Here is a 22,601-nt window from a genome sequence, read left to right as displayed (position 1 = left end):
TAATGGCTGGTCTCGATGAGCTCTTCGCACAAATTCCGGTACAGGACATTGCGAACAAACTCGGCGCCGATGAAGGCGAAGTGAACAACGCGATTCGAACCCTGGTGCCAGCGCTGGTCGGTGGTGTGGCCGAGAACGTCCAGGCAAATCAAATCGACTCGAGCGACCTCGAATCCGCCGTGGAGCAGCAAGGTGCGAGCGGTCTGCTCGACGGCGGCGTCAGCGTCGACCAAGTCGACGAAAAGCAGGGCGACCAGTACGTCGCGAAGATCTTCGGCGGTAACGACAGCGGGGCAGTGGCTTCCGCGTTGTCCGGTCAGGGCGCCGGCGGCAGCGACCTGATCAAGCAACTGCTGCCGATCTTGGCGCCCATCGTGCTGGCCTACATCGGCAAGCAACTCACCAAGGGTTCGGCGCCGGCCGATACTCAGCAGGCGCCCGCGGGCGGCGGGGGAGGCCTCGGCGACATCCTCGGCAGCATCCTCGGCGGTGCCGGTGGTGGTGGCGGTGGCGGTGGCAACAACCCACTCGGCAGCATCCTGGGCAGCGTGCTGGGCGGCGGCGGCGGTCAGAGCAACCCGATCGGCGAGATTCTCGGCGGTCTGCTCGGGGGCAAGAAGTAGGCGGTCGACCGGAATGTCGTGCGCCCGGCAATCCACCTGAACGGCCGCCACGCTGGACTTCATAGAATGGCGCGGTGACCGACAGCTCCCACCCCGGCCTTGACGCCCTGCCCAAATCCTGGGACCCCGGCGCGGTCGAGAGCGATCTGTACGAGGGCTGGGTCAATGCCGGCTACTTCAAGGCCGACGCTGCGAGCGAGAAGCCGCCGTACTCGATCGTCCTCCCACCGCCGAATGTGACCGGCAGCCTGCACATGGGCCACGCGCTCGACCACACGTTGATGGATGCGCTGACGCGACGCAAACGCATGCAGGGCTTCGAGGTGCTGTGGCTGCCCGGAATGGATCATGCGGGCATCGCGACCCAGAGTGTCGTAGAGAAGCAGCTCGCCGTCGACGGCAAGACCAAAGAGGACTTCGGCCGCGAGCTGTTCATCGACAAGGTCTGGGACTGGAAGCACGACTCCGGCGGCACGATCGCCGGGCAGATGCGACGTCTGGGTGACGGCGTCGACTGGAGTCGCGACCGGTTCACCATGGACGATGGCCTGTCCCGCGCGGTGCGCACGATCTTCAAGAGGCTGTTCGACGCGGGACTGATCTACCGCGCCGAGCGCTTGGTGAACTGGTCACCGGTGCTCGAGACCGCCGTCTCCGACCTGGAGGTCAAGTACGAGGACGTCGAAGGCGAGCTGGTGTCGTTCCGTTACGGCTCGCTCAACGACGACGAACCGCACATCGTGGTGGCGACGACCCGCGTGGAGACGATGCTGGGCGACACCGCGATCGCAGTGCACCCCGACGACGACCGCTACCGCGATCTGGTGGGTAAAACCCTGCCGCACCCGTTTATGGATGATCGCCTCATCATCATTGTGGCCGACACGCACGTCGACCCCGAGTTCGGCACGGGTGCAGTCAAAGTCACCCCCGCACACGATCCCAACGACTTCGAGATCGGTCTGCGCCACCAGCTGCAAATGCCGACGATGTTGGACACCAAGGGCCGGATCGCCGACACCGGAACCGAATTCGACGGTCTGGACCGCTTCGAAGCGCGTGTCAAGGTCCGCGAGGCGCTGGCCGAACAAGGACGCGTCGTTGCCGAGAAGCGGCCCTACCTGCACAGCGTCGGGCATTCCGAACGAAGCGGCGAACCCATCGAACCGCGACTGTCGTTGCAGTGGTGGGTCAAGGTGGAATCGCTCGCCAAGGCCGCGGGCGATGCCGTGCGTGACCATCGCACCGTGATCCACCCGCCGAGCCTGGAGCCGCGCTGGTTCGCCTGGGTCGACAACATGCACGACTGGACGATCTCCCGACAGCTGTGGTGGGGCCACCGCATCCCGATCTGGCACGGTCCCGACGGTGACATGGTGTGCGTCGGTCCCGACGAGACCCCGCCCGAGGGGTGGGAGCAGGATCCCGACGTGCTCGACACCTGGTTCAGCTCGGCGCTGTGGCCGTTCTCCACGATGGGCTGGCCCGATAACACGAAAGAACTCGAGAAGTTCTATCCCACAACGGTTCTGGTCACCGGCTACGACATCCTCTTCTTCTGGGTGGCGCGGATGATGATGTTCGGCACCTTCGTCGCCGACGATCCCGCCATCACGAGCGGCGGGACGCGCGGGCCGCAAGTGCCGTTCGAGAACGTCTTCCTGCACGGGCTGATCCGTGACGAGTTCGGCCGCAAGATGAGCAAGTCGCGCGGCAACGGTATCGATCCGCTGGACTGGGTCGACAAGTTCGGGGCCGACGCGCTGCGCTTCACCCTGGCCCGTGGTGCGAGCCCGGGCGGCGACCTGTCCATCGGTGAGGACCACGCGCGCGCGTCGCGCAACTTCGCCACCAAACTGTTCAATGCAACCCGTTTCGCACTGATGAACGGCGCGGCGCCCGCGCCGCTGCCCGACGCCGGCCAGCTGACCGATGCCGATCGGTGGATCCTCGGGCGGTTGGAAGAAGTTCGCGCCGAGGTGGATTCGTCGTTGGACAGCTACGAGTTCAGCCGCGCGTGCGAGTCGTTGTACCACTTCGCCTGGGACGAGTTCTGCGATTGGTACGTCGAACTGGCGAAGGTGCAGCTCGCCGACGGCATCACCCACACCACTGCGGTGCTGGCGGCGGTGCTCGACGCGCTGCTCAAACTGCTGCACCCGGTCATGCCGTTTGTCACGGAGGTGCTGTGGAAGACGCTGACCGGTGGTGAGTCGCTGGTCATCGCCGACTGGCCGCAGCCGTCGGGGTTCGCGCCGGATCAGGTTGCGACACAGCGGATCACTGACATGCAGAAGCTGATCACCGAGATTCGGCGATTCCGCAGCGACCAAGGCCTCAACGACCGGCAGCGGGTCCCCGCACGGCTCTCCGATGTCGCGAAGGCGGGCCTCGAAGCGCAACTGCCCGCGGTCGCCGCGCTCGCTTGGCTGACCGAGGCCGAAGACGGCTTCACCCCGTCGGCTGCGGTCGAGGTGCGACTGTCGCAGGCCACGATCGTCGTGGAACTGGACACGTCGGGCACCGTCGACGTCGCCGCCGAACGGCGCAGGCTAGAAAAGGATCTTGCCGCCGCGCAGAAGGAATTGAAGGGCACCGAGGGCAAGCTCAACAACGATGCGTTCCTGGCCAAGGCCCCGGCCGACGTCGTCGACAAGATCCGTAACCGCCAGCAGGTGGCCTCCGAAGAGGTCGACCGGATCACGGCCCGGCTCGCCGGGTTGGGGTGATGAGCGCTTGCGCGAAGAACAGAGTGCCATGAGCGACCCAACCCCGGACGAGGTCGCGGCGCTGCTCCAGGTCGAGCATCTGCTCGATCAGCGTTGGCCGGAAACGAAACTCGAACCGAGCACGGCCCGCATCGCTGCGCTGATGGAACTGCTCGGCTCGCCGCAGCGCGGGTACCCGTCGATCCATATCGCCGGGACGAACGGCAAGACGTCGGTGGCGCGGATGGTTGACGCCCTGTTGACCGCGTTCAGCCGCCGCACGGGCCGCACCACCAGCCCGCACCTGCAGTCGGCCGTCGAACGCATCTCGATCGACGGGCGACCGATCAGTCCCGCGAAGTACGTCGAGACCTACCGTGAGATCGAACCTTTCGTGCAACTGGTCGACCAGCAGTCCGAAGCGGCCGGCGGACCTGCAATGAGCAAGTTCGAGGTCGTCACCGGAATGGCGTTCGCCGCCTTCGCCGACGCACCGATCGACGTGGCCGTCGTCGAGGTCGGCCTCGGCGGCCGCTGGGACGCCACCAATATCGTCGACGCGCCCGTCGCCGTCATCACCCCGATCGGGGTGGACCACACCGCGTACCTGGGTGACACCATCGCCGAGATCGCGGGCGAAAAGGCTGGGGTCATCAAGAAGCAGGCGGAGGAGCCAGTGCCGTCGGGCACAGATCTGAGCACGGTTGCGGTGATCGCCCGCCAGGTACCCGAGGCGATGGAGGTGCTGCTGGCCGAGACGGTGAAGGCCGATGCCGCAGTGGCACGCGAGGATTCGGAGTTCGCGGTGCTCGGCAGGCAGATCGCCGTCGGAGGTCAGCTGCTGGAATTGCAGGGCCTCGGCGGGGTGTACAGCGAGGTCTTCCTGCCGCTGCACGGTGAGCACCAAGCACATAACGCGGTGGTGGCGCTCGCCGCGGTCGAGGCGTTCTTCGGCGCAGGCGCACAGCGCCAGCTCGACGTCGACACGGTGCGCGCCGGCTTCGCCGCCGTTACCAGTCCCGGCCGGCTCGAGCGGCTGCGCAGTGCACCAACGGTTTTCATCGATGCCGCGCACAATCCCGCCGGTGCCGGCGCATTGGCACAGGCATTGCAGGAGGAGTTCGACTTCCGGTTCCTCGTCGGCGTCGTGTCGGTGATGGCCGACAAAGACGTCGACGGGATTCTCACCGCTCTCGAACCCGTACTCGATCAGATCGTGGTGACGCACAACGGTTCACTGCGGGCGCTGGAGGTCGAGGCGCTGGCGATCCGCGCCGAGGAGCGTTTCGGACCGGAACGGGTGATTGCCGCGCCGACGTTGGCTGATGCGATCGAGACCGCCACCGCGCTCGTCGAGGAGGCCGGAAATGAAGGCGAGGGCCTCGGCGGCTTCGGAGGGGTCGGCATGGTGATCACCGGTTCGGTCGTCACGGCAGGCGCGGCGCGGACGCTGTTCGGCAGGGAACCCGAATGACTGAGCAACCGCAGGGCCAGCCCGATCCCTGGAAGAGCTTTCGCGGCGTGATGGCAGGGACGCTGATCCTGGAGGCGATTGTCGTGCTGCTCGCGCTGCCGGTGGTGGCGCGCATCGGTGGCGGACTGACGGCGGCCAGCGGCGGGTATCTGATCGGGCTGGCTGTGGTGCTGGTGCTGTTCGCCGGAATTCAGGGCCGCCCGTGGGCCATCTGGGCCAACCTGGCGCTGCAGCTGGTGCTGATAGCCGGTGTCGTCGTGCACGGCGCAATCGGCTTCATCGGCCTGGTTTTCCTCGGGGTGTGGCTGCTCATCGCCTATCTGCGGTTCGAGGTGTTACGCAGGCAGAAGCGCGGATTGCTGCCCGGCCAGCAGGGCCCACCCGACCAGTCCAGCTAGGCTGGCCGGCGTGACCGAGCCGACTGAGCGCACCCTCGTATTGATCAAGCCCGACGGCGTCAAGCGACAGCTGATCGGCGAGATTCTCAGCCGAATCGAACGGAAAGGCCTGACGGTTGCCGCCCTGCAACTACAGGTCGTCGGCGACGAGCTGGCCCGCAAGCACTACGCCGAACACGACGGCAAGCCCTTCTTCGGGTCGCTGTTGGAGTTCATCACCTCCGGGCCCGTTGTCGCAGCCATCGTGGAAGGCCCGCGCGCCATCGCGGCATTTCGCCAGATTGCCGGCGGAACCGACCCCGTCGAGAAGGCCGTACCGGGCACGATCCGTGGCGATTTTGCGCTGATCACCCAGGACAACCTGGTGCACGGCTCGGATTCGCCGGAGTCCGCCGCCCGCGAAATCGAGCTCTGGTTCCCTGGCGCATAGCGCCCGCAAACAACCAGCTCGGCCAGCTTGGTCTGGTGGAGCGGCGTGATGTGGGATACTGGGCGCGGGTAACCGGCCGATTAACCAGCGGGCGGATGCCCGAATGAAGACTTTGACGTGCGCGACCATCGCCACGCGCGGTGCGGCGCAGACCGTCCAGCCATCATTCAGACCGGCACTGACGGTCCCCAACCAGGGGATTGATCGGAGCGAGACCATAACAAGCTCGGGCGAAGTGAACCCGGGTCAATAGCGGAAGCCCTCGCGTGGCCGCGTCAAACACGACGCGCCCGGGGGCTAAAGGAGAATACGTGGCCGAAGATGCCCATACCGAAGCCCTATCAGAAGAATCGCAGCCCGCGGAGGATGTTCAGCCGGAGACGCTGACCGTCCCACCGCCCGCTGAGCAGCCTGAGGAGACCGACCCAGGCGTCGGTGCGGTGGCTGTCGACGACGCGGTTGCCGAGGAAGCCCGGGCAGAAGAAGCCCAGGTGGAGCCATCGGCCGAGGCCGACGATGACGAGCCGAAGTCCCGGCTGATGCTCGACACCCCCCAGGAAGCACCCGAGCGCGCCCACTACCAGCCGCTGTTCATGGCACCCCAGCCGATCCGGTTCGAATACGACGCCGGCGACGACGATGACGACGACGATGACAGCGACGAATCCGGGGCCGATTCCGACGACGAGCAGTCTGCGCAGCCCTCGGGCCGGCGCAGGCGCCGCGGACGTCGTGGGCGTGGGCGGGGACGCGGCGAACAGAACGGCGACGACTCCGACGACAACGACTCCGAAGGCCGAGGCCAGGAGCCCGGCGACGATTCAGACGACGCGGACGATTCCGACGACTCCGACGACGACAACGGAGATGACGACAGCGCGGGTGGTGACGGCAGCACGCGCCGCCGCCGTCGGCGCCGTCGCCGCAAATCCGGCTCCGGGGACGACAGCGACAACGGATCGTCGGACGATCCGCCGAACACCGTCGTTCACGAGCGCGAGCCACGTAAGTCGGGCCGTGGCGATAAATCCTCGAAATCCGGCGGCGACGAGATCCAAGGCATCAGCGGATCGACCCGGCTGGAGGCCAAACGGCAGCGCCGTCGTGACGGCCGCGACGCCGGCCGGCGCCGCCCGCCGATCCTGAGCGAGGCGGAGTTCCTCGCCCGCCGCGAAGCCGTCGAGCGGATGATGGTCGTGCGCGACAAGGTCCGCACCGAGCCGCCACACGAGGGTGCGCGCTACACGCAGATCGCCGTACTTGAAGACGGGGTCGTCGTCGAACATTTCGTGACATCGGCAGCGTCGGCGTCGCTGGTCGGCAACATCTATCTGGGCATCGTGCAGAACGTGCTGCCCTCGATGGAGGCGGCGTTCGTCGATATCGGTCGCGGACGCAACGGCGTGCTCTACGCCGGCGAAGTGAACTGGGAGGCAGCCGGTCTCGGCGGAGCCGCCCGGAAGATCGAACAGGCCCTCAAGCCGGGTGACTACGTCGTTGTGCAGGTCAGCAAGGACCCGGTCGGACACAAGGGCGCTCGCTTGACCACGCAGGTCTCGCTGGCCGGCCGGTACCTCGTCTACGTGCCTGGCGCGTCGTCGACCGGTATCAGCCGCAAGTTGCCCGACACCGAACGGCAGCGGCTCAAGGAGATCCTCCGCGAGGTCGTGCCGCCCGAGGCGGGCGTGATCATCCGCACCGCGTCCGAGGGCGTCAAGGAAGAAGACATCCGCACCGACGTCAACCGGTTGCAGGAACGTTGGACGCAGATCGAAGACAAGGCCGCCGAGACCAAGAAGAAGGCGGCCGGGGCCGCCGTCGCGCTGTACGAAGAGCCCGACGTGCTGGTCAAGGTCATCCGCGACCTGTTCAACGAAGACTTCACCGGTCTCATCGTCTCGGGTGACGAGGCCTGGAACACCATCAACGAGTACGTGAATTCGGTTGCACCCGAGCTTGTTCCGCGGATGAGCAAGTATGAGACGGCGGCCGCTGACGGCCCGGATGTTTTCGCGGTGCACCGCATCGACGAGCAGCTGACCAAGGCGATGGACCGCAAGGTGTGGCTGCCATCCGGTGGCACACTAGTCATCGATCGCACCGAGGCCATGACGGTCGTCGACGTGAACACCGGCAAGTTCACCGGTTCGGGTGGAAACCTGGAGCAGACCGTCACGCGCAACAACCTCGAGGCCGCGGAAGAGATCGTGCGCCAGCTGAGGCTGCGCGATATCGGCGGCATCGTGGTCATCGACTTCATTGACATGGTGCTGGAGTCCAACCGCGATCTCGTGCTGCGGAGGCTGACCGAGGCGCTGGCACGAGATCGTACGCGTCATCAGGTGTCCGAGGTGACGTCGCTGGGATTGGTGCAGCTAACGCGAAAGCGGTTGGGCACCGGCCTGATTGAGGCCTTTTCGACGACCTGCTCGGAGTGCGGCGGCAGGGGAATCCTGCTGCACGGAGATCCCGTCGACTCGACGTCCAACGGCGGCCGCAAGGCCGAGGCCGGCGGCGGGCGTCGTGGCAAGCGCGGAAAGCGCGGCGCCAAGGCCGAAGACGTTCCGGTCGCCAAGGTGCCGTCGCATCCCGCCGGCGAGCATCCGATGTTCAAGGCGATGGCCGCCGCCAACGGTCGTCATGAGGACGACGAGGACGAGACCGACTCGGAGACCACCCCCGAGGAAGTCGCCGAAGTGGATTCGGAAACCATCCGCGAAGCCGTCGCCGGGGCCCCCGGGGAGGATTCGGAAGACGATTTCGACGACACCGATGACGATTCGGATGACGACGAGTCCGATGAGGACGACATCGACCTGGATGACGACGACGAGGAGTCCGAAGACGACGATATCGAGGTCATCGGGGCCGATTCCGACGACGACTCGGATGATGACGACGACTCCGATGAGGATGACGACGACTCTGACGACGAGGACGAAGACGACTCTGACGAGGACGAGGACGAGGACGACTCTGACGACGAGGACGAAGACGACGAGGACACCGATGAGGATGACTCGGACGACTTCGAGGAACCTGCGCCAGCTCGGGTCATCGTTCCGGCCGGTCGGCACCGTCGCCGCGCCGCCGCCAGGCCCGCAGGTCCGCCCATCAACGAGGACTGACCAGGCGCTGACTTGGCTGGCGGCGTGACCTGCGGTGATTTGACCCTCGCCGCGCGGCTCAAGTAATCTTGAGCAGTTGTCGCCAGGCCCTGCGGCCGCCGACCAGGAAAGACCCGGAAACCCAGACATGCGCAGCCACCGGTAGCGCGCGCCCAGAGACGAGAAGAAGAAGGACTGATGGCAGGCGAGAAAGCCACGTACGCGATCGTCAAGACCGGCGGTAAGCAGTACAAGGTCGCGGTCGGCGACGTGGTCAAGGTCGAGAAGCTCGACGCCGAGGCCGGTGCGAAGGTGTCGCTGCCCGTCGCCCTGGTGGTCGACGGTGCGAACGTCACGAGCGCTGCCAAGGACCTGGAGAAGGTCGCCGTCACCGGTGAGGTGCTCGAGCACACCAAGGGTCCCAAGATCCGCATCCACAAGTTCAAGAACAAGACCGGCTATCACAAGCGGCAAGGGCACCGTCAGCAGCTGACGGTCCTCAAGGTCACCGGAATCAAGTAGTAGGAGGCGACACATGGCACACAAGAAGGGCGCTTCCAGCTCACGTAACGGTCGCGACTCAGCCGCCCAGCGGCTCGGCGTCAAGCGATTCGGCGGCCAGATCGTCAAGGCCGGCGAGATCATCGTCCGCCAGCGCGGCACTCACTTCCACCCCGGCGTCAACGTCGGGCGTGGCGGCGACGACACCCTGTTCGCCACCGCTCCCGGTGCGGTCACTTTCGGCAAGAAGCGTGGCCGCAAGACGGTCAGCGTCGTGCGACCGGTCGCTTCGGAGGCGTAACTTCCTGCCGCGAATGTGAGCTACTGCGAATTCTCGGCTGAATTCTCGCAGTAGCTTCACACTCGTATGGAAAGGAAGTCCGATGCCCCGGTTCGTCGACCGCGTTGTGATTCACGCGAAGGCGGGCAACGGCGGTAACGGCTGCGCGTCGGTCCATCGCGAGAAGTTCAAACCACTCGGGGGACCCGACGGCGGCAACGGTGGGCGCGGCGGAAGTGTCGTGTTGGTCGTCGATCCGCAGGTGCACACTCTGCTCGACTTCCATTTTCATCCCCATGTCGACGCGCCGTCCGGCAAGCAGGGCATGGGTGGCAACCGGGACGGGGCCGCAGGCGCCGACCTCGAGGTCAAGGTCCCCGACGGCACCGTGGTGCTCGACGAGAAGGGACGGCTGCTCGCCGACCTGGTGGGTGCGGGCACCCGTTTCGACGCCGCGGCAGGCGGTCGCGGCGGGCTCGGCAACGCCGCTCTGGCCTCCCGTGCGCGTAAGGCCCCGGGATTCGCGCTGCTCGGTGAAAAGGGGCAGATTCGCGATCTCACTCTGGAGCTGAAGACCGTCGCCGACATCGGCCTGGTCGGGTTCCCCTCAGCGGGTAAGTCCTCGCTGGTTTCGGCCATTTCGGCGGCCAAGCCGAAGATCGCCGATTATCCGTTCACCACGCTGACGCCCAACCTCGGCGTGGTGTCGGCGGGGGAGCACACCTTCACGGTTGCCGATGTCCCTGGTCTGATCCCGGGCGCCTCGGAGGGACGTGGCCTCGGCCTGGAGTTCCTGCGTCACATCGAGCGGTGCGCGGTCCTGGTGCACGTGGTCGACTGCGCGACGTTGGAACCCGGCCGTGATCCGGTTTCTGACATCGAGGCACTCGAGGCCGAGTTGGCCGCGTACACCCCGACGCTGCAGGGCGATACAACCCTGGGCGACCTGGCATCGCGGCCGCGTGCTGTGGTGCTCAACAAGATCGACGTGCCGGACGCGCGCGAGCTCGCTGACTTCGTTCACGAGGAGGTCGCGCGCAAGTTCGGCTGGCCGGTGTTCGAGGTGTCCACGGTGTCGCGAGAGGGATTGCGGCCGTTGACGTTTGCGCTGTGGGATATGGTGTCCGCGTATCGCGCGGCGCAGCCTGCTGCCGTGCCTCGCAGGCCGGTTATCCGGCCGATCCCGGTCAATGAGAGCGGCTTCACCGTGGAATCCGACGGTGACGGCGGTTTCGTCGTACGCGGTGCACGGCCCGAAAGGTGGATCGCTCAGACCGATTTCACCAACGACGAGGCCGTCGGCTACCTCGGCGACCGGCTGGCTCGGCTCGGCGTGGAAGACGAACTGCTGCGCCTTGGCGCCAAACCCGGCTGCGCGGTCACCATCGGCGACATGACGTTCGACTGGGAACCGCAGACGCCGGCGGGTATCGACGTGACGATGACGGGGCGTGGCACCGACATCCGGCTGGAACAGACCGAACGGGTCGGCGCCGACGAGCGCAAGGCCGCACGAAAGGCGCGTCGGCGCCCCGGCGGTGAGTCGTGACCCATCGGGAAACCATTCGGACCGCACGCAGCATCGTCGTCAAGATCGGTACGACCGCGCTGACCACACCGTCCGGCGAGTTCGACGTCGCACGCCTGGCGACCCTGGCCGACGCGATCGAGGCGCGCATGAAGGCCGGTTCGGACGTGGTGATCGTGTCCTCCGGTGCGATCGCCGCCGGTATCGAACCGCTCAGGCTGTCCAAGCGGCCCGCCGATCTCGCCACCAAACAGGCGGCGGCCAGCGTCGGACAGGTCGCTCTGATCAACTCGTGGAACACGGCGTTCGCGCGCTACAACCGCACCGTCGGACAGGTGCTGCTGACCGCGCACGACATCTCGATGCGTGTACAGCACACCAACGCTCAGCGCACGCTGGACCGCCTGCGCGCGCTGCACGCGGTCGCGATCGTCAACGAGAACGACACCGTCGCCACGAACGAGATCCGGTTCGGCGACAACGACCGACTCTCCGCGCTGGTTGCCCATCTCGTCGGGGCCGACGCGTTGGTGTTGTTGTCGGACATCGACGGCCTATACGACTCTGATCCGCGAAAGGGTAACGCGCGCTTCATCTCCGAGGTGTCCAAGCCCGCAGATCTGGATGGTGTCGTCGCTGGGCGGAGCAGTCACCTGGGTACCGGCGGGATGGCGTCGAAGCTTTCGTCGGCGCTGCTCGCCGCCGATGCCGGCGTTCCGGTGTTGTTGGCCGCCGCTTCCGACGCAACGACTGCGCTGGTCGACGCGTCGGTGGGCACGGTGTTCGCGCCGCGCCCCGAGCGCATGTCGGCGCGCAGGTTCTGGGTCCGCTACGCGGCCGAGGCATCCGGGGCGCTCACGCTTGACGATGGTGCGGTGCGGGCCGTCGTCAAGCAGCGGCGGTCACTGTTGCCGGCGGGCATCACCGCGGTGTCGGGCCGCTTCTTCGGCGGTGATGTCGTCGAGTTGCGCTCGCACGACGCGACGATGGTGGCGCGCGGCGTGGTCGCCTACGACCACGCGGAGTTGGCCACGATGCTGGGCCGCTCGACGTCGGATCTGCCCGCCGAGATGCGCCGTCCGGCGGTCCACGCCGACGATCTGGTCGCCGTCTAATCGCTAGTGCAGGCGGTCCTGGAGCTTGGCCAGCATCGACTTGATCTGCTCGGCCCGCTCGTCGGCGTCCTCCATGACGTCGTCCTCCGCGGGTAACACCGTGACGCCGTGGGCCTGCGCGGTCGCCTCGAAGCAGGCGCGCACAGCGGGGTCGGCCAGGATCAGGGCGGCGAGCATGCCGGGCGTGAGCTCGCGGGAGCGCAACATGCCGCGGTAGTGCACCTCGGCCGGTATGCGGATGTCCATCGCGCCGCCCTCGAGCTGCTGTTTCGCCGCGGCTAGCAGCAGGGTGAGCGCTGCGCGTGAGATAGCGCCGATGACCTTCCGGCGGAACGGGAACCACGGCACCGGCAGCTTGTCGATCTGGCTGTCCAGGCCGCCCGTGAACATGTACTCGATGAGGCTGCGAGTGCGGACTTCTTCGACGTCGGCCCATTCGACTTTGTCACCGTCGAACTCGACCGTATCCTCACTGATCGCGACGCCACCGAAATAGTTGAGTTTTCGGACCAGTCCGCGCAGCTTGCTCGGCGTCAGCGAGTGATTCGCGATCATGTCGCCGACCCCGAGTGCCCAGCGGCCGGTAATCGGTTCGGGATCGGGCCGATGGCTGTCTAGAAGCGACTGCAGCCAGGAGGCGTCGTCGTCGTGTGTGGCTGTGGTCACCGACTCATCTAAACCGAGTTGACGATCGCGGGCAGTTCATCGGCCAGCAGCGCAAGCATCTCCGAACATCCGCTGTCGATCTTCACCACCGCATAGTCGTCGCCGCGAGTACGCCCTCGGTTGATGATCGCTACAGGGATGCCCAGCGACGCCGCATGACGGACAAACCGGAAACCCGAAAAGACCGTCAAGGACGAGCCGGCAACCAGCAGTGCGTCAGCGTCCTCGACGAGTGAATAGGCTTCTTGGACACGGTCTTTGGGGACGTTCTCGCCGAAGTAGACAACGTCGGGCTTGAGCATGCCGCCGCAGCGTGGACAGTCGATGATGGTGAACGTCGCGGTGTTGCCGACGACCGCATCCGCATCCGGGGCCACCGCGATGCCGCCCACCGCCTCCGCCCGCTCGAGGAACCCCGGATTCGCGGCTTCCAGAAGTTCGGCGAGAGAGGCGCGTGGCATCGTGAATCCGCAGTCCAGGCAGACCACCCGCGCGTAAGTGCCGTGCAGGTTGACGACGGTGCTGCTACCGGCCTTGGTGTGCAGCAGGTCGACGTTTTGGGTGATCAGCCCGGAGACGACGCCCGCGCGTTCGAGCGCCGCCAACGCGCGATGCCCGGCATTGGGCATCGTGTCGTGCATGTGCCGCCAGCCGACGTGATTGCGCGCCCAGTACCGCTGGCGAAACTCAGGGTCGGACGTGAACTGCCGAATGGTCATCGGGTTGCTCGGTGGCGAGTCGGGTCCGCGGTAGTCGGGGATCCCGGAATCGGTGGACACCCCTGCACCGGTCAGCACCGCGACCCGACGACCTCTCAGCAGGCCGACGAGCTCGGGTGCGTCCACCCCGTCCAGGGTAGTTCAGCTGGCGGGGTGCTCCTGATTCTCGCCGGCCGAGAGCTCGGCCAGCGCGTCTTCGCGCTGCTCGTCGGCATCGTCCGCTTCGTCATCGTCGTCGCCGTCGTACTCGTCGTCGTCCTCGTCGACAAGGATCGTCTCGATGACCTCGACGTGCTTCTCTTCCGGCGCGGCGTCAGTCAACGTGACCGAGACGGTGAGGATGCCGCGGTCGTAGACGGCGCTGATGTCGTCCTCGTCGGCGCCGACGGGCAGCAGGATCGTGCGGGAGAACGATCCGTACGAGAACTCCGAGCGCCCGTTGGTATCGGCGGTCTGGGTCCGCTCGGCCTTGATCGTCAGCCGTCCATCGCGAACAGTGACCTCGATGTCTTCGATCGGGTCGACACCGGGCAGTTCGACGCGGACCTGGTAGAGGCCGTCGCGGGTTTCGTCCTCCATACGCAGCAGGTTGTTGTCGAAGAACGGGCGTAAACCGGGGATGGACGGCAGGCTGGCGAACGTCGGAAAGCCGTCAAAAAGCTCAGACAGCTCGGTGAGCAAGGGGCGTGACTGACGTTGCACGGCAAGCTTATTCACGGTTCCTCCAGGGATTGCGCGCGGTGATGGGTGTGGGCGTACTTCGCCGACTCACGATGCGCGACGGAGGAAAAATCGCCGAATCCGTTGTGATGCATATGGGCGAACTGCAAGCCAACACAAGGGTCGCAACCCGGTCAGCGCAGGCACTCCTCGGCGGGTACGAGTTCGGCGTGCATGTTCTTGTTCATCATGGTGAGCGCCGCGCCGCCGAGTTCGGAATCGATCTGCGCGACGCAATCCGGCGGTACGACGAAGGAGAAGTGGCGCACATACGCGTCCAGCGCGCTGTACAGGATGCACTGTTCGGTCACCTGCCCGGTGATGATCAGGTGTTGTGTCTTGAGCCGGCCGAGTAGATAGTCCAGCGAGCTGGCGTAGAAGGCGCTGTGGCGCACTTTGAGGACCCGCAGGCTGTCTTTGTCCGGAGCGATGGGCTTGACCAGATCCGGCCGCTCGCCGTTACGCGCGGCGTCGACGATCTCTTCGAAGTCGGCAGTGAAGTCGCCGTAGTTGTCGTTGGCGTAGATCACGTCGACGTCATCTCGGTCCCTGGCGCGGGAGATCAGCTCTGCCAGCGGATCGACGATTTCGGCGACATTGGCGGCCAGCACCCCGGCGTCCTCGTGACGATAGGTATTCATCATGTCGATGACCAGCAGCGCAGTGTCACTCATGGGGAGTTGCATACCCGGATCTGATTTCGGGCAACAATGAGTTATGGATTTCTACTCGGCGTACGGGCAGGGCTTCCTGCGTGTGGCCGCTTGTACCCATCAGACGACCCTCGCCGACCCCGCGGCGAACGCGGAGTCGGTGTTGCGCATCGCCCGGGCCTGTCACGACGACAGCGTCGGGTTGGCGGTGTTTCCGGAGCTCACACTGTCGGGGTATTCGATTGAGGACATCCTGCTGCAGGACACGCTGCTGGACGCGGTCGAGGATGCGCTGCTCGACATCACGGTGGCTTCGGCTGACTTGCTGCCCGTCCTGGTCATCGGCGCGCCGCTGCGGTACGCGCACCGGATCTACAACACCGCGGTAGTCATCCACCGTGGCCGTGTGCTCGGTGTGGTGCCCAAGTCCTACCTGCCGACGTACCGCGAGTTCTATGAGAAGCGTCAGATCGCGGCGGGCGACCAGATGCGTGGTGCGATCCGGATGGGTGACGCGGACGTGCCGTTCGGACCGGATCTACTGTTCACGGCGACAGACTTGCCCGGTTTCGTGTTGCACGTCGAGATCTGCGAGGACATGTTCGTCCCCGTGCCGCCGAGCGCGGAGGCCGCGCTTGCGGGTGCGACGGTGTTGGCCAACCTGTCCGGCAGCCCGATCACGATCGGTCGTGCCGACGACCGTTGCCTGCTGGCGCGCTCGGCGTCGGCGCGCTGCCTCGCCGCCTACATTTATGCGGCCGCCGGGGAAGGCGAGTCGACCACGGACCTGGCCTGGGACGGCCAGACCATGGTGTGGGAGAACGGAACATGTCTCGCGCAGTCCGAGCGGTTTCCGAAGGGCGAGCGACGTTCGACCGCCGACGTCGACCTCGAACTGTTGCGTTCCGAGCGACTCCGGATGGGCACGTTCGACGACAATCGCCTCCATCACGGCATCACCCCCGATTCTTTTCGTCGCGTGGAGTTCACGCTCGATCCGCCCGCCGGTGACATCGGCCTGCTCCGCGAAGTGGAGCGGTTCCCGTTCGTACCCGCGGATCCGACGCGGTTGCAGCAGGATTGCTACGAGGCGTACAACATTCAGGTCGCCGGTCTGGAGCAGCGGTTGCGCGCTTTGGACTATCCGAAGATCGTGCTGGGGGTCTCCGGCGGACTGGACTCCACCCACGCGCTGATCGTCGCCGCGCGCGCTATGGATCGAGAAGGCCGCCCGCGCAGCGACATTCTCGCGTTCACACTCCCCGGTTTCGCAACCGGCGATCGCACGAAAACCAATGCCACCCGGCTCGCGAACGCACTCGGAGTCACCTTCGAAGAGATCGACATCAAGTCGACGGCAGAGCTGATGCTCACGGAGATGGACCACCCGTTCGCGCGCGGGGAGAAGGTGTACGACGTCACGTTCGAGAACGTGCAGGCGGGTCTTCGCACCGATTACCTGTTCAGGCTGGCCAACCAGCGCGGCGGAATCGTGCTCGGCACAGGCGATCTCTCCGAACTCGCACTCGGATGGTCCACCTACGGTGTCGGCGATCAGATGTCGCACTACAACGTCAACGGCGGGGTGCCCAAGACGCTGATCCAGCACCTGATCCGTTGGGTCATCTCGTCAGCCCAGTTCGATGACACCGTCAACGAGGTGCTGCAGTCGGTGCTAGACACCGAGATCACACCCGAACTGGTGCCGACCGGCGAGGACGAGGAAATCCAGAGCAGCGAGGCCAAGGTCGGACCGTATGTGCTCCAGGACTTCTCACTGTTCAGCGTGCTGCGGCACGGGTTCAGGCCGTCCAAGATCGCATTCCTGGCGTGGCACGCGTGGAGCGATCCCGAGCGCGGCGACTGGCCATCTGGGTTCCCGCTCGACAAGCGACCGGCTTACTCGCTCAAAGAAATTCGCCACTGGTTGCAGGTGTTCGCGCAGCGCTACTACTCGTTCTCCCAGTTCAAGCGGTCGGCGCTACCCAACGGACCGAAGGTCTCGCATGGCGGGTCGCTGTCGCCCCGCGGTGACTGGCGGGCGCCGTCGGACATGTCGGCGCGTATCTGGCTGGACGAGATCGAACGCGAAGTCCCCGAAGATTAAGCGCGTCCCACTCTGGGGATGAAGCGGCCGACACCGGCGAGGTAGTCGCGGTAGGCGTCGCCGTGCGTGGTCAGCAGGTACGGTTCTTCGACGACGCAAACCTGAAGCTCGATCGTCACGACCAAGAGCGCAAATCCGATCAACGCCATCGGATTCGGTGTGATCAGGGCGAATCCGAGGCCGAAGATCATCATCGCGGTGAAGATCGGGTTGCGCACCCATCCGAAAACGCCGGTGCGCACCAGCGTGGTCGTCTCGCTCTTGTCGACGCCGATCCGCCACGATTCGCCCATATCGAGCTGCGCGTAGACGGTGGTGGCGATGCCGATCACCGCAGTCGCGGTGCCGGTGATCTGAATCCACGGCGTGTGCAAGAAACTCAGCGGTGACACGACGCCGAGCAGCTGAAGGATCGGCGCGAAGACGGCGACGGCCATCGAGATGATGAATCCCACTCCGGCGAACCATTCGATCGATCCGGGACGACCGGAGATGCCCTTGAATCCGGTGGATCCGGTGCGACGGCGCTGTTCCCAACTGCGCCAACCGAATCCGAGTAGCGCGAACACCGCGAAGAGAACGAGTGCGACTACCGGCATGATGATCCTTCCGTATTGCAGCAGGGGTCTCCGCGCCAGGCATTGACGCCTTCGCGTACGGCGATCGCGGCGATGCCAAGGGCCGCGACGGGGTCGGCCCACGACCAGCCGAGCAGGCTGTTGAGCACCAGACCGGCGAGCAGGATCGCCGACAGGTACGTGCACAGCAGCGTCTGCTTGGAATCCGCGACCGCCGAGAGTGATCCGAGTTCACGACCTGCGGCGCGTTGGGTCAGTGACAGCACGGGCATGATCGCGAGGCTGAGCGCCGCGAGCACGATGCCGATCGGCGAAGGGCGTGCCTCACCCGCGCCGGCAAGTGCGCGGACCGCGTCGACGGTGACGTACGCGGCGAGGGCGAAGAATGAGAACGCGATGAACCGCAGCGCGGTCTTCTCGCGCGTTTCGGGATCCTTGGCCGCGAACTGCCACGCGACGGCCGCCGCCGACGAGATCTCGACCACCGAATCGAGCCCGAAGCCGATGAGCGCCGAAGACGACACTCTGGTGCCCTCGGCCAGCGCGACGGCGGCCTCAACCACGTTGTAGGCGATGGTCGCGGCCACCAGTAGTCGGATGCGACGGGTGAGGACGGATCGCCGCGCCTCGGTCAGCGCGGCCATCAGCAGCAGTCCTCGGAGTCCGCGACGGGGCAGCACGCCGGGTCGACGGCGAGGACCAGGCCCACGAGATCATCGAGGGCGTGTGCGATCCGTTTGTCAGCCAGTTCGTAGCGGCTGCGCCGGCCCTCGGGCTGGGCGATCACCAAACCGCAGCCGCGAAGGCATGCGAGGTGATTGGACAGGATCTGGCGCGACACCCCGATCTTGTCGGCCAGGTCGGATGGGTAGCCCGGCCCGTCGCGCAGCATCAACAGGATTTCGGCGCGGGTCGGGTCGGACAGTGCGTAGCCGAACCGCGAGAGGGCGTCGCTATGGGTCACCGTCTGCATGGCACAGACAATACATCTGAACCTGTATTCAGAAAATACTGAACTATTTGTGACTAGAGTCGGCCGTCGATCCGCAGATCGGGGTGCACCCAGTTCGGCGAGCGCCGCTCCTTGAACGACAGGAAACCCTCCATCGCCTCGGGTGACGAGTAACTGGCTTGCATACCGATGCGGTCGAACAGCCCCAGGTAGTTGTCCAGGCTCGACTTGACCATGCTCCTGGCCGCGGGCGCGGTCCGGCAGCACTGACCCAGCACGTCGCGCGCCGTATCGAGCAGTTCGTCGTGCGGAACGATCCGCGCGACCATGCCCCACTCGTATGCCTCCTGCGCGGTCAGCGTGCGCCCGGTGAACATCAGGTCGCGCGTGCGGACGGGGCCGATCAGGCGCGCCAGCATCTGGCTGTAGTACGTGTCGGCGATCCCGCGCAGCAGCTCAGGCACGCGGAAGGTGGCACGGTCGCTGACTACCGTCATGTCGCTGCACAGCGCGATCTGCAAGCCGCCGCCCTGACACAGCCCGTTGACCGCCGACACCACCGGCTTCACCGACTGGCGCAGTGTCTCGAACGGTGTCACGTCCATGCCGAGCGCCGAACCGAACGTCAGCCAGTTGTCGCTGCCGTCGCCGCCGCCCATGTCACCGCCGGGAGCGAATACGTCACCCGCGCCGGTGATCAGCAGACCGGCCAGATCCGGGTCGGCGTCGACGTGCCGGACCGCGTAACGAATGCCGAAGTACATCGCCGGCGTCATCGCATTGCGAGCCTCGGGCCGGTCCAGAGTGCACACACCGAACGCGCCCTCCCGGGTGAAGCGCAGATACGGGGTGCCCAGCCAGTCGCCCTCGGGTGGCCGCGGTGCAGTCGTTGTCATAGATGTCCCTCGCTCGCCTTTCTGGTGGAAACCGCATCATCGATGGCCTCGGGGTACGGAGCGCAGTCGCCCGCCCCCGGCACCAACGTCGCCAATGCCCCTGCCGCGCTCGCGCGGCGCAGCGCGGCTTCATGGCCGTCGGGCCAGCCAGCGGCCAGCACGCCGGCGAATACGTCGCCGGCCCCCGTGGTGTCTAGGGGGGTGACCCGCGGGGCGGGCACATCGAAGCGTTCGTCCTCGCCGAGGTAGCTCGCGCCACGTCTGCCCCGGGTTATCACCAGATGCGCGACGGGCCAATGCCATTCACGCGCTTCTTCCTCGTTGACCACGACGACGTCGGCCAGTTCGGACAGGGCGAGCAGGTCGTGTGGCCGCGCGCCGGAAGGGGAGGCGTTGACGATGACGGTCGTGCCCGCGGCCCGCGCCACCCTGGCCGCGGCGATAACCGTGGCGATCGGGATCTCCAGCTGCAGCAGCATGACGTCGCTGTCGGCGATGATGGCTTGGATATCGGCCGAGTCGACGGTCAGCTGCGCGTTCGCACCCGGCGCGACCACGATGGTGTTCTCGGCCGCGGCGTCCACCACGATGACCGCGGTTCCGCTGGGCCCAGCCACGGTCACCACACCGTCGAGCGCAACATCGTTCGTCGACAGATGAGCCCGCAATTGCTCGGCGGCGGCGTCGCCGCCCAGCGCCGCGATCAGCTGCACCGATGCTCCGGCGCGGGCCGCGGCCACCGCCTGGTTGGCGCCTTTTCCGCCGGGAGCGGACAGCAGCGAGGACGCCAGAACCGTTTGGCCGGGCCGCGGTAACGCGGTCACGGTGAACGTGAGATCGGCGTTGACACTGCCCACAACACAGACCCGCGCGGTCATAACAGTCAAGCTAGCCCAGCCGCGCTACCTGACACGTGTCGAACGGTCCAGAGAGGTTCGATACGCTGGCTCAATGAGTGTGCCGGCACCTGTTCGGAGCGGGGCGACAAATTGGCCTGAGTCCGATCTGCGTTCGCAGGTCCACGAGGCCGCCCGACGGGCCCGCGTCGCCGCGCGCACGCTGGCCACACTCAGCACCGAAACCAAGAACCGCGCGTTGCATGCCGCGGCCGACGCCCTGCTCGCGCGGGTGCACGAAATCCTGGCCGCCAACGAGCGCGATCTCGAGGCCGCCAGAGCGGCGGGCACTCCGGACGCGATGCTCGACCGGCTCGCGCTCAACCCGCAGCGCGTCGATGGCATCGCCGCCGGCCTGCGACAGGTCGCCGGACTGCCCGACCCCATCGGCGAGGTGCTGCGCGGGCGCACGCTGCCCAACGGTCTGCAACTGCGTCAGCAGCGCGTCCCGCTCGGCGTCGTCGGCATCGTCTACGAGGGCAGGCCCAACGTCACGGTCGATGCGTTCGGCTTGACCCTCAAGTCCGGCAACTCGGTGCTGCTGCGCGGAAGCTCGTCGGCCGCGCACTCCAACGACGCACTCGTCACGGCACTGCGCGCGGCGATGGTCGGCGAGGGCCTTGGACCCGATGTCGTGCAGTTGCTTCCCAGTGCCGACCGCGCCAGCGTCACGCACCTGATCCAGGCGCGCGGCCTCGTCGACGTCGTGATCCCGCGCGGGGGAGCAGGCTTGATCGACGCGGTGGTGCGCGACGCGATGGTCCCCACGATCGAGACCGGTGTCGGCAATTGCCATGTGTACGTGCATGAGGCGGCCGATCTCGACGTCGCCGAACGCATACTGCTCAACGCCAAGACGCGTCGGCCCAGCGTGTGCAACGCCGCCGAGTCGCTGTTGATCGATGCCGCGATCGCCGACACCGCGCTGCCCCGGCTGACCGAGGCCCTGAAGGACGCGGGCGTCACTCTGCACGAGAATCCATCCGAGGACGATCTGCGCGCGGAGTTCCTGTCGATGGATATCGCGATCGCAGTGGTCGACGGTCTGGACGCCGCGATCGACCACGTCAACGAATACGGCACCGGCCACACCGAAGCCATCGTGACGACCAATCTTGCTGCTGCACAGCGGTTCACCGAGAGGGTGGACGCCGCGGCAGTGATGGTGAACGCATCGACCGCGTTCACCGACGGCGAGCAATTCGGGTTCGGCGCCGAGATCGGCATCTCGACCCAGAAGCTGCACGCCAGAGGCCCGATGGGTCTGCCTGAACTGACATCGACCAAGTGGATTGTGTGGGGCGACGGCCAGACTCGTCCCGCCTGAGTAGGAGTACATACGTGAGTGTCCCCGCGCGCCCGGCGCCGTTGTTCGCCGACATCGAGGATGTCGGGAAGAAGCTCGCCGAGACCGGCTACCTTCCCGACACCGCAACCGCCACAGCGGTATTCCTCGCTGATCGGCTGGGCAAGCCGTTGCTGGTCGAGGGTCCCGCAGGTGTCGGCAAGACTGAACTGGCCCGCGCGGTCGCGCAGGCGACCGGCTCGGGTCTGGTGCGCCTGCAGTGCTACGAGGGCGTCGACGAGGCCCGCGCCCTCTACGAGTGGAACCACGCCAAGCAGATCCTGCGCATCCAGTCGGCGCATGGCTCGACTACCGGCTCGGCCGGCGCTGACTGGGACCAGACGAAAACCGATGTGTTCAGCGAAGAGTTCTTGCTGACGCGTCCGCTGCTCACCGCGATTCGCCGCACCGACCCGACGGTTCTGCTGATCGACGAAACCGACAAGGCCGACATCGAGATCGAGGGCCTGCTGCTGGAGGTGCTCAGCGACTTCGCGGTCACCGTGCCGGAATTGGGCACCATCGTCGCCGAGCGCAAGCCGTTCGTCGTGCTGACCTCCAATGCCACCCGCGAACTGTCGGAGGCGCTCAAGCGCCGGTGCCTGTTCCTGCACATCGACTTTCCCGATGCCGAGCTGGAGCGGCGCATCCTCTTGTCGCGCGTGCCTGAACTACCCGAGCACCTGGCAGACGAACTGGTTCGCATCATCGGTGTGCTACGCGGAATGCAGCTCAAGAAACTGCCGTCGGTGGCCGAGACCATCGACTGGGCGCGCACACTGCTGGCGCTGGGGCTCGACACGATCACCGATGCGACCATCGCGGCGACGCTCGGAGTGGTGCTCAAACACCAGTCCGATCAAGTTAAAGCGGCCGGCGAACTCCGGCTCAATTAAGGGGCAGAT

At 66.2% G+C, this 22,601-nt stretch carries 21 protein-coding genes and 1 pseudogene; 13 read left to right on the top strand and 9 right to left on the bottom strand.

Annotation, left to right across the window (positions count from 1 at the left end):
• The first annotated feature begins 2 nt into the window (after positions 1-2).
• From ACIA48_RS27210 to proB, 10 genes are all read left to right on the top strand, one after another.
• Entirely contained in the window at positions 3-623 is a 621-nt protein-coding gene (locus tag ACIA48_RS27210; protein WP_396738935.1) for a DUF937 domain-containing protein, read from the top strand.
• A 74-nt stretch (positions 624-697) separates the two neighbouring features.
• A complete protein-coding gene (locus ACIA48_RS27205) occupies positions 698-3,352 on the top strand; it encodes a valine--tRNA ligase (protein ID WP_396738933.1) in 2,655 nt (884 codons plus the stop codon).
• A 28-nt stretch (positions 3,353-3,380) separates the two neighbouring features.
• Positions 3,381-4,805, top strand: coding sequence for a bifunctional folylpolyglutamate synthase/dihydrofolate synthase (locus ACIA48_RS27200; RefSeq protein WP_396738931.1), 1,425 nt, complete (start codon positions 3,381-3,383; stop codon positions 4,803-4,805).
• Positions 4,802-5,203 (top strand): DUF4233 domain-containing protein, encoded by a 402-nt coding sequence (locus tag ACIA48_RS27195; RefSeq protein ID WP_396738929.1) that lies wholly within the window; start codon positions 4,802-4,804, stop codon positions 5,201-5,203. Before ACIA48_RS27200 ends, ACIA48_RS27195 begins: the two co-directional genes overlap by 4 nt.
• Before the next feature lie 10 nt (positions 5,204-5,213).
• Complete coding sequence (gene ndk, locus ACIA48_RS27190) at positions 5,214-5,633, top strand: nucleoside-diphosphate kinase (RefSeq protein ID WP_396738928.1); 420 nt, start codon at positions 5,214-5,216, stop codon at positions 5,631-5,633.
• Positions 5,634-5,899: 266 nt separating this feature from the next.
• On the top strand, positions 5,900-8,761 hold the full coding sequence (locus tag ACIA48_RS27185) for an Rne/Rng family ribonuclease (protein ID WP_396738926.1): 2,862 nt from the start codon (positions 5,900-5,902) through the stop codon (positions 8,759-8,761).
• A gap of 177 nt (positions 8,762-8,938) precedes the next feature.
• On the top strand, positions 8,939-9,262 hold the full coding sequence (rplU, locus tag ACIA48_RS27180; RefSeq protein ID WP_014212465.1) for a 50S ribosomal protein L21: 324 nt from the start codon (positions 8,939-8,941) through the stop codon (positions 9,260-9,262).
• Positions 9,263-9,275: 13 nt separating this feature from the next.
• Entirely contained in the window at positions 9,276-9,542 is a 267-nt protein-coding gene (gene rpmA, locus ACIA48_RS27175) for a 50S ribosomal protein L27 (RefSeq protein WP_396738923.1), read from the top strand.
• An 82-nt stretch (positions 9,543-9,624) separates the two neighbouring features.
• Positions 9,625-11,070 carry a GTPase ObgE gene (gene obgE / locus ACIA48_RS27170; RefSeq protein WP_396738922.1) on the top strand — a complete coding sequence of 482 codons (1,446 nt, stop codon included), beginning with the start codon at positions 9,625-9,627 and terminating at the stop codon, positions 11,068-11,070.
• Positions 11,067-12,164: a glutamate 5-kinase gene (proB, locus tag ACIA48_RS27165; protein WP_396738920.1), complete on the top strand. Its 1,098-nt coding sequence runs from the start codon at positions 11,067-11,069 to the stop codon at positions 12,162-12,164. The genes obgE and proB overlap by 4 nt, the downstream gene beginning before the upstream one ends.
• Before the next feature lie 3 nt (positions 12,165-12,167).
• Here the strand turns inward: proB and ACIA48_RS27160 are convergent, their stop codons facing one another.
• The 4 genes and pseudogenes from ACIA48_RS27160 to ACIA48_RS27145 form a co-directional block, all read right to left on the bottom strand.
• Positions 12,168-12,830, bottom strand: coding sequence for a hypothetical protein (locus tag ACIA48_RS27160; protein ID WP_396738918.1), 663 nt, complete (start codon positions 12,828-12,830; stop codon positions 12,168-12,170).
• A gap of 8 nt (positions 12,831-12,838) precedes the next feature.
• Positions 12,839-13,675: an NAD-dependent protein deacetylase gene (locus ACIA48_RS27155; RefSeq protein ID WP_396738916.1), complete on the bottom strand. Its 837-nt coding sequence runs from the start codon at positions 13,673-13,675 to the stop codon at positions 12,839-12,841.
• Between the two features lie 147 nt (positions 13,676-13,822).
• Positions 13,823-14,266, bottom strand: a pseudogene (locus ACIA48_RS27150) (Hsp20/alpha crystallin family protein); the annotation flags it as partial.
• 137 nt (positions 14,267-14,403) lie between these two features.
• On the bottom strand, positions 14,404-14,943 hold the full coding sequence (locus ACIA48_RS27145) for a cysteine hydrolase family protein (RefSeq protein ID WP_396738914.1): 540 nt from the start codon (positions 14,941-14,943) through the stop codon (positions 14,404-14,406).
• A 43-nt stretch (positions 14,944-14,986) separates the two neighbouring features.
• On the opposite strand from ACIA48_RS27145, the gene ACIA48_RS27140 reads away from it, so the two are divergent.
• On the top strand, positions 14,987-17,029 hold the full coding sequence (locus tag ACIA48_RS27140) for an NAD(+) synthase (protein WP_396738912.1): 2,043 nt from the start codon (positions 14,987-14,989) through the stop codon (positions 17,027-17,029).
• Here ACIA48_RS27140 and ACIA48_RS27135 read toward each other — a convergent pair.
• Genes ACIA48_RS27135 through ACIA48_RS27115 form a run of 5 tightly spaced genes read right to left on the bottom strand, consistent with a single transcriptional unit; the run spans position 17,026 to position 20,333 of the window.
• Positions 17,026-17,628: a methyltransferase family protein gene (locus ACIA48_RS27135; protein ID WP_396738910.1), complete on the bottom strand. Its 603-nt coding sequence runs from the start codon at positions 17,626-17,628 to the stop codon at positions 17,026-17,028. The two genes, ACIA48_RS27140 and ACIA48_RS27135, sit on opposite strands and share 4 nt — an antisense overlap.
• Entirely contained in the window at positions 17,619-18,251 is a 633-nt protein-coding gene (locus ACIA48_RS27130) for a cation transporter (protein WP_396738908.1), read from the bottom strand. Before ACIA48_RS27130 ends, ACIA48_RS27135 begins: the two co-directional genes overlap by 10 nt.
• Positions 18,251-18,580, bottom strand: a complete 330-nt coding sequence (locus tag ACIA48_RS27125; RefSeq protein WP_396738907.1) for an ArsR/SmtB family transcription factor — start codon at positions 18,578-18,580, stop codon at positions 18,251-18,253. Before ACIA48_RS27125 ends, ACIA48_RS27130 begins: the two co-directional genes overlap by 1 nt.
• Before the next feature lie 53 nt (positions 18,581-18,633).
• Complete coding sequence (locus ACIA48_RS27120) at positions 18,634-19,455, bottom strand: enoyl-CoA hydratase/isomerase family protein (RefSeq protein WP_396738905.1); 822 nt, start codon at positions 19,453-19,455, stop codon at positions 18,634-18,636.
• On the bottom strand, positions 19,452-20,333 hold the full coding sequence (locus ACIA48_RS27115; RefSeq protein WP_396738903.1) for a ribokinase: 882 nt from the start codon (positions 20,331-20,333) through the stop codon (positions 19,452-19,454). The genes ACIA48_RS27120 and ACIA48_RS27115 overlap by 4 nt, the downstream gene beginning before the upstream one ends.
• 73 nt (positions 20,334-20,406) lie before the next feature.
• Between ACIA48_RS27115 and ACIA48_RS27110 the strand changes: the two genes are divergently transcribed.
• Together ACIA48_RS27110 and ACIA48_RS27105 are read left to right on the top strand one after the other, a co-directional pair.
• Positions 20,407-21,678, top strand: coding sequence for a glutamate-5-semialdehyde dehydrogenase (locus tag ACIA48_RS27110; protein ID WP_396738901.1), 1,272 nt, complete (start codon positions 20,407-20,409; stop codon positions 21,676-21,678).
• Positions 21,679-21,692: 14 nt separating this feature from the next.
• Entirely contained in the window at positions 21,693-22,592 is a 900-nt protein-coding gene (locus ACIA48_RS27105) for an AAA family ATPase (protein WP_396738899.1), read from the top strand.
• The last annotated feature ends 9 nt before the right edge of the window (positions 22,593-22,601 follow it).

This window comes from Mycobacterium sp. NPDC051804 (assembly GCF_044452905.1).
Classification (GTDB): Bacteria; Actinomycetota; Actinomycetes; order Mycobacteriales; family Mycobacteriaceae; genus Mycobacterium.
Note: the sequence above shows the minus strand (reverse complement) of the source record. Positions and strands in the feature narration are given on the sequence as shown.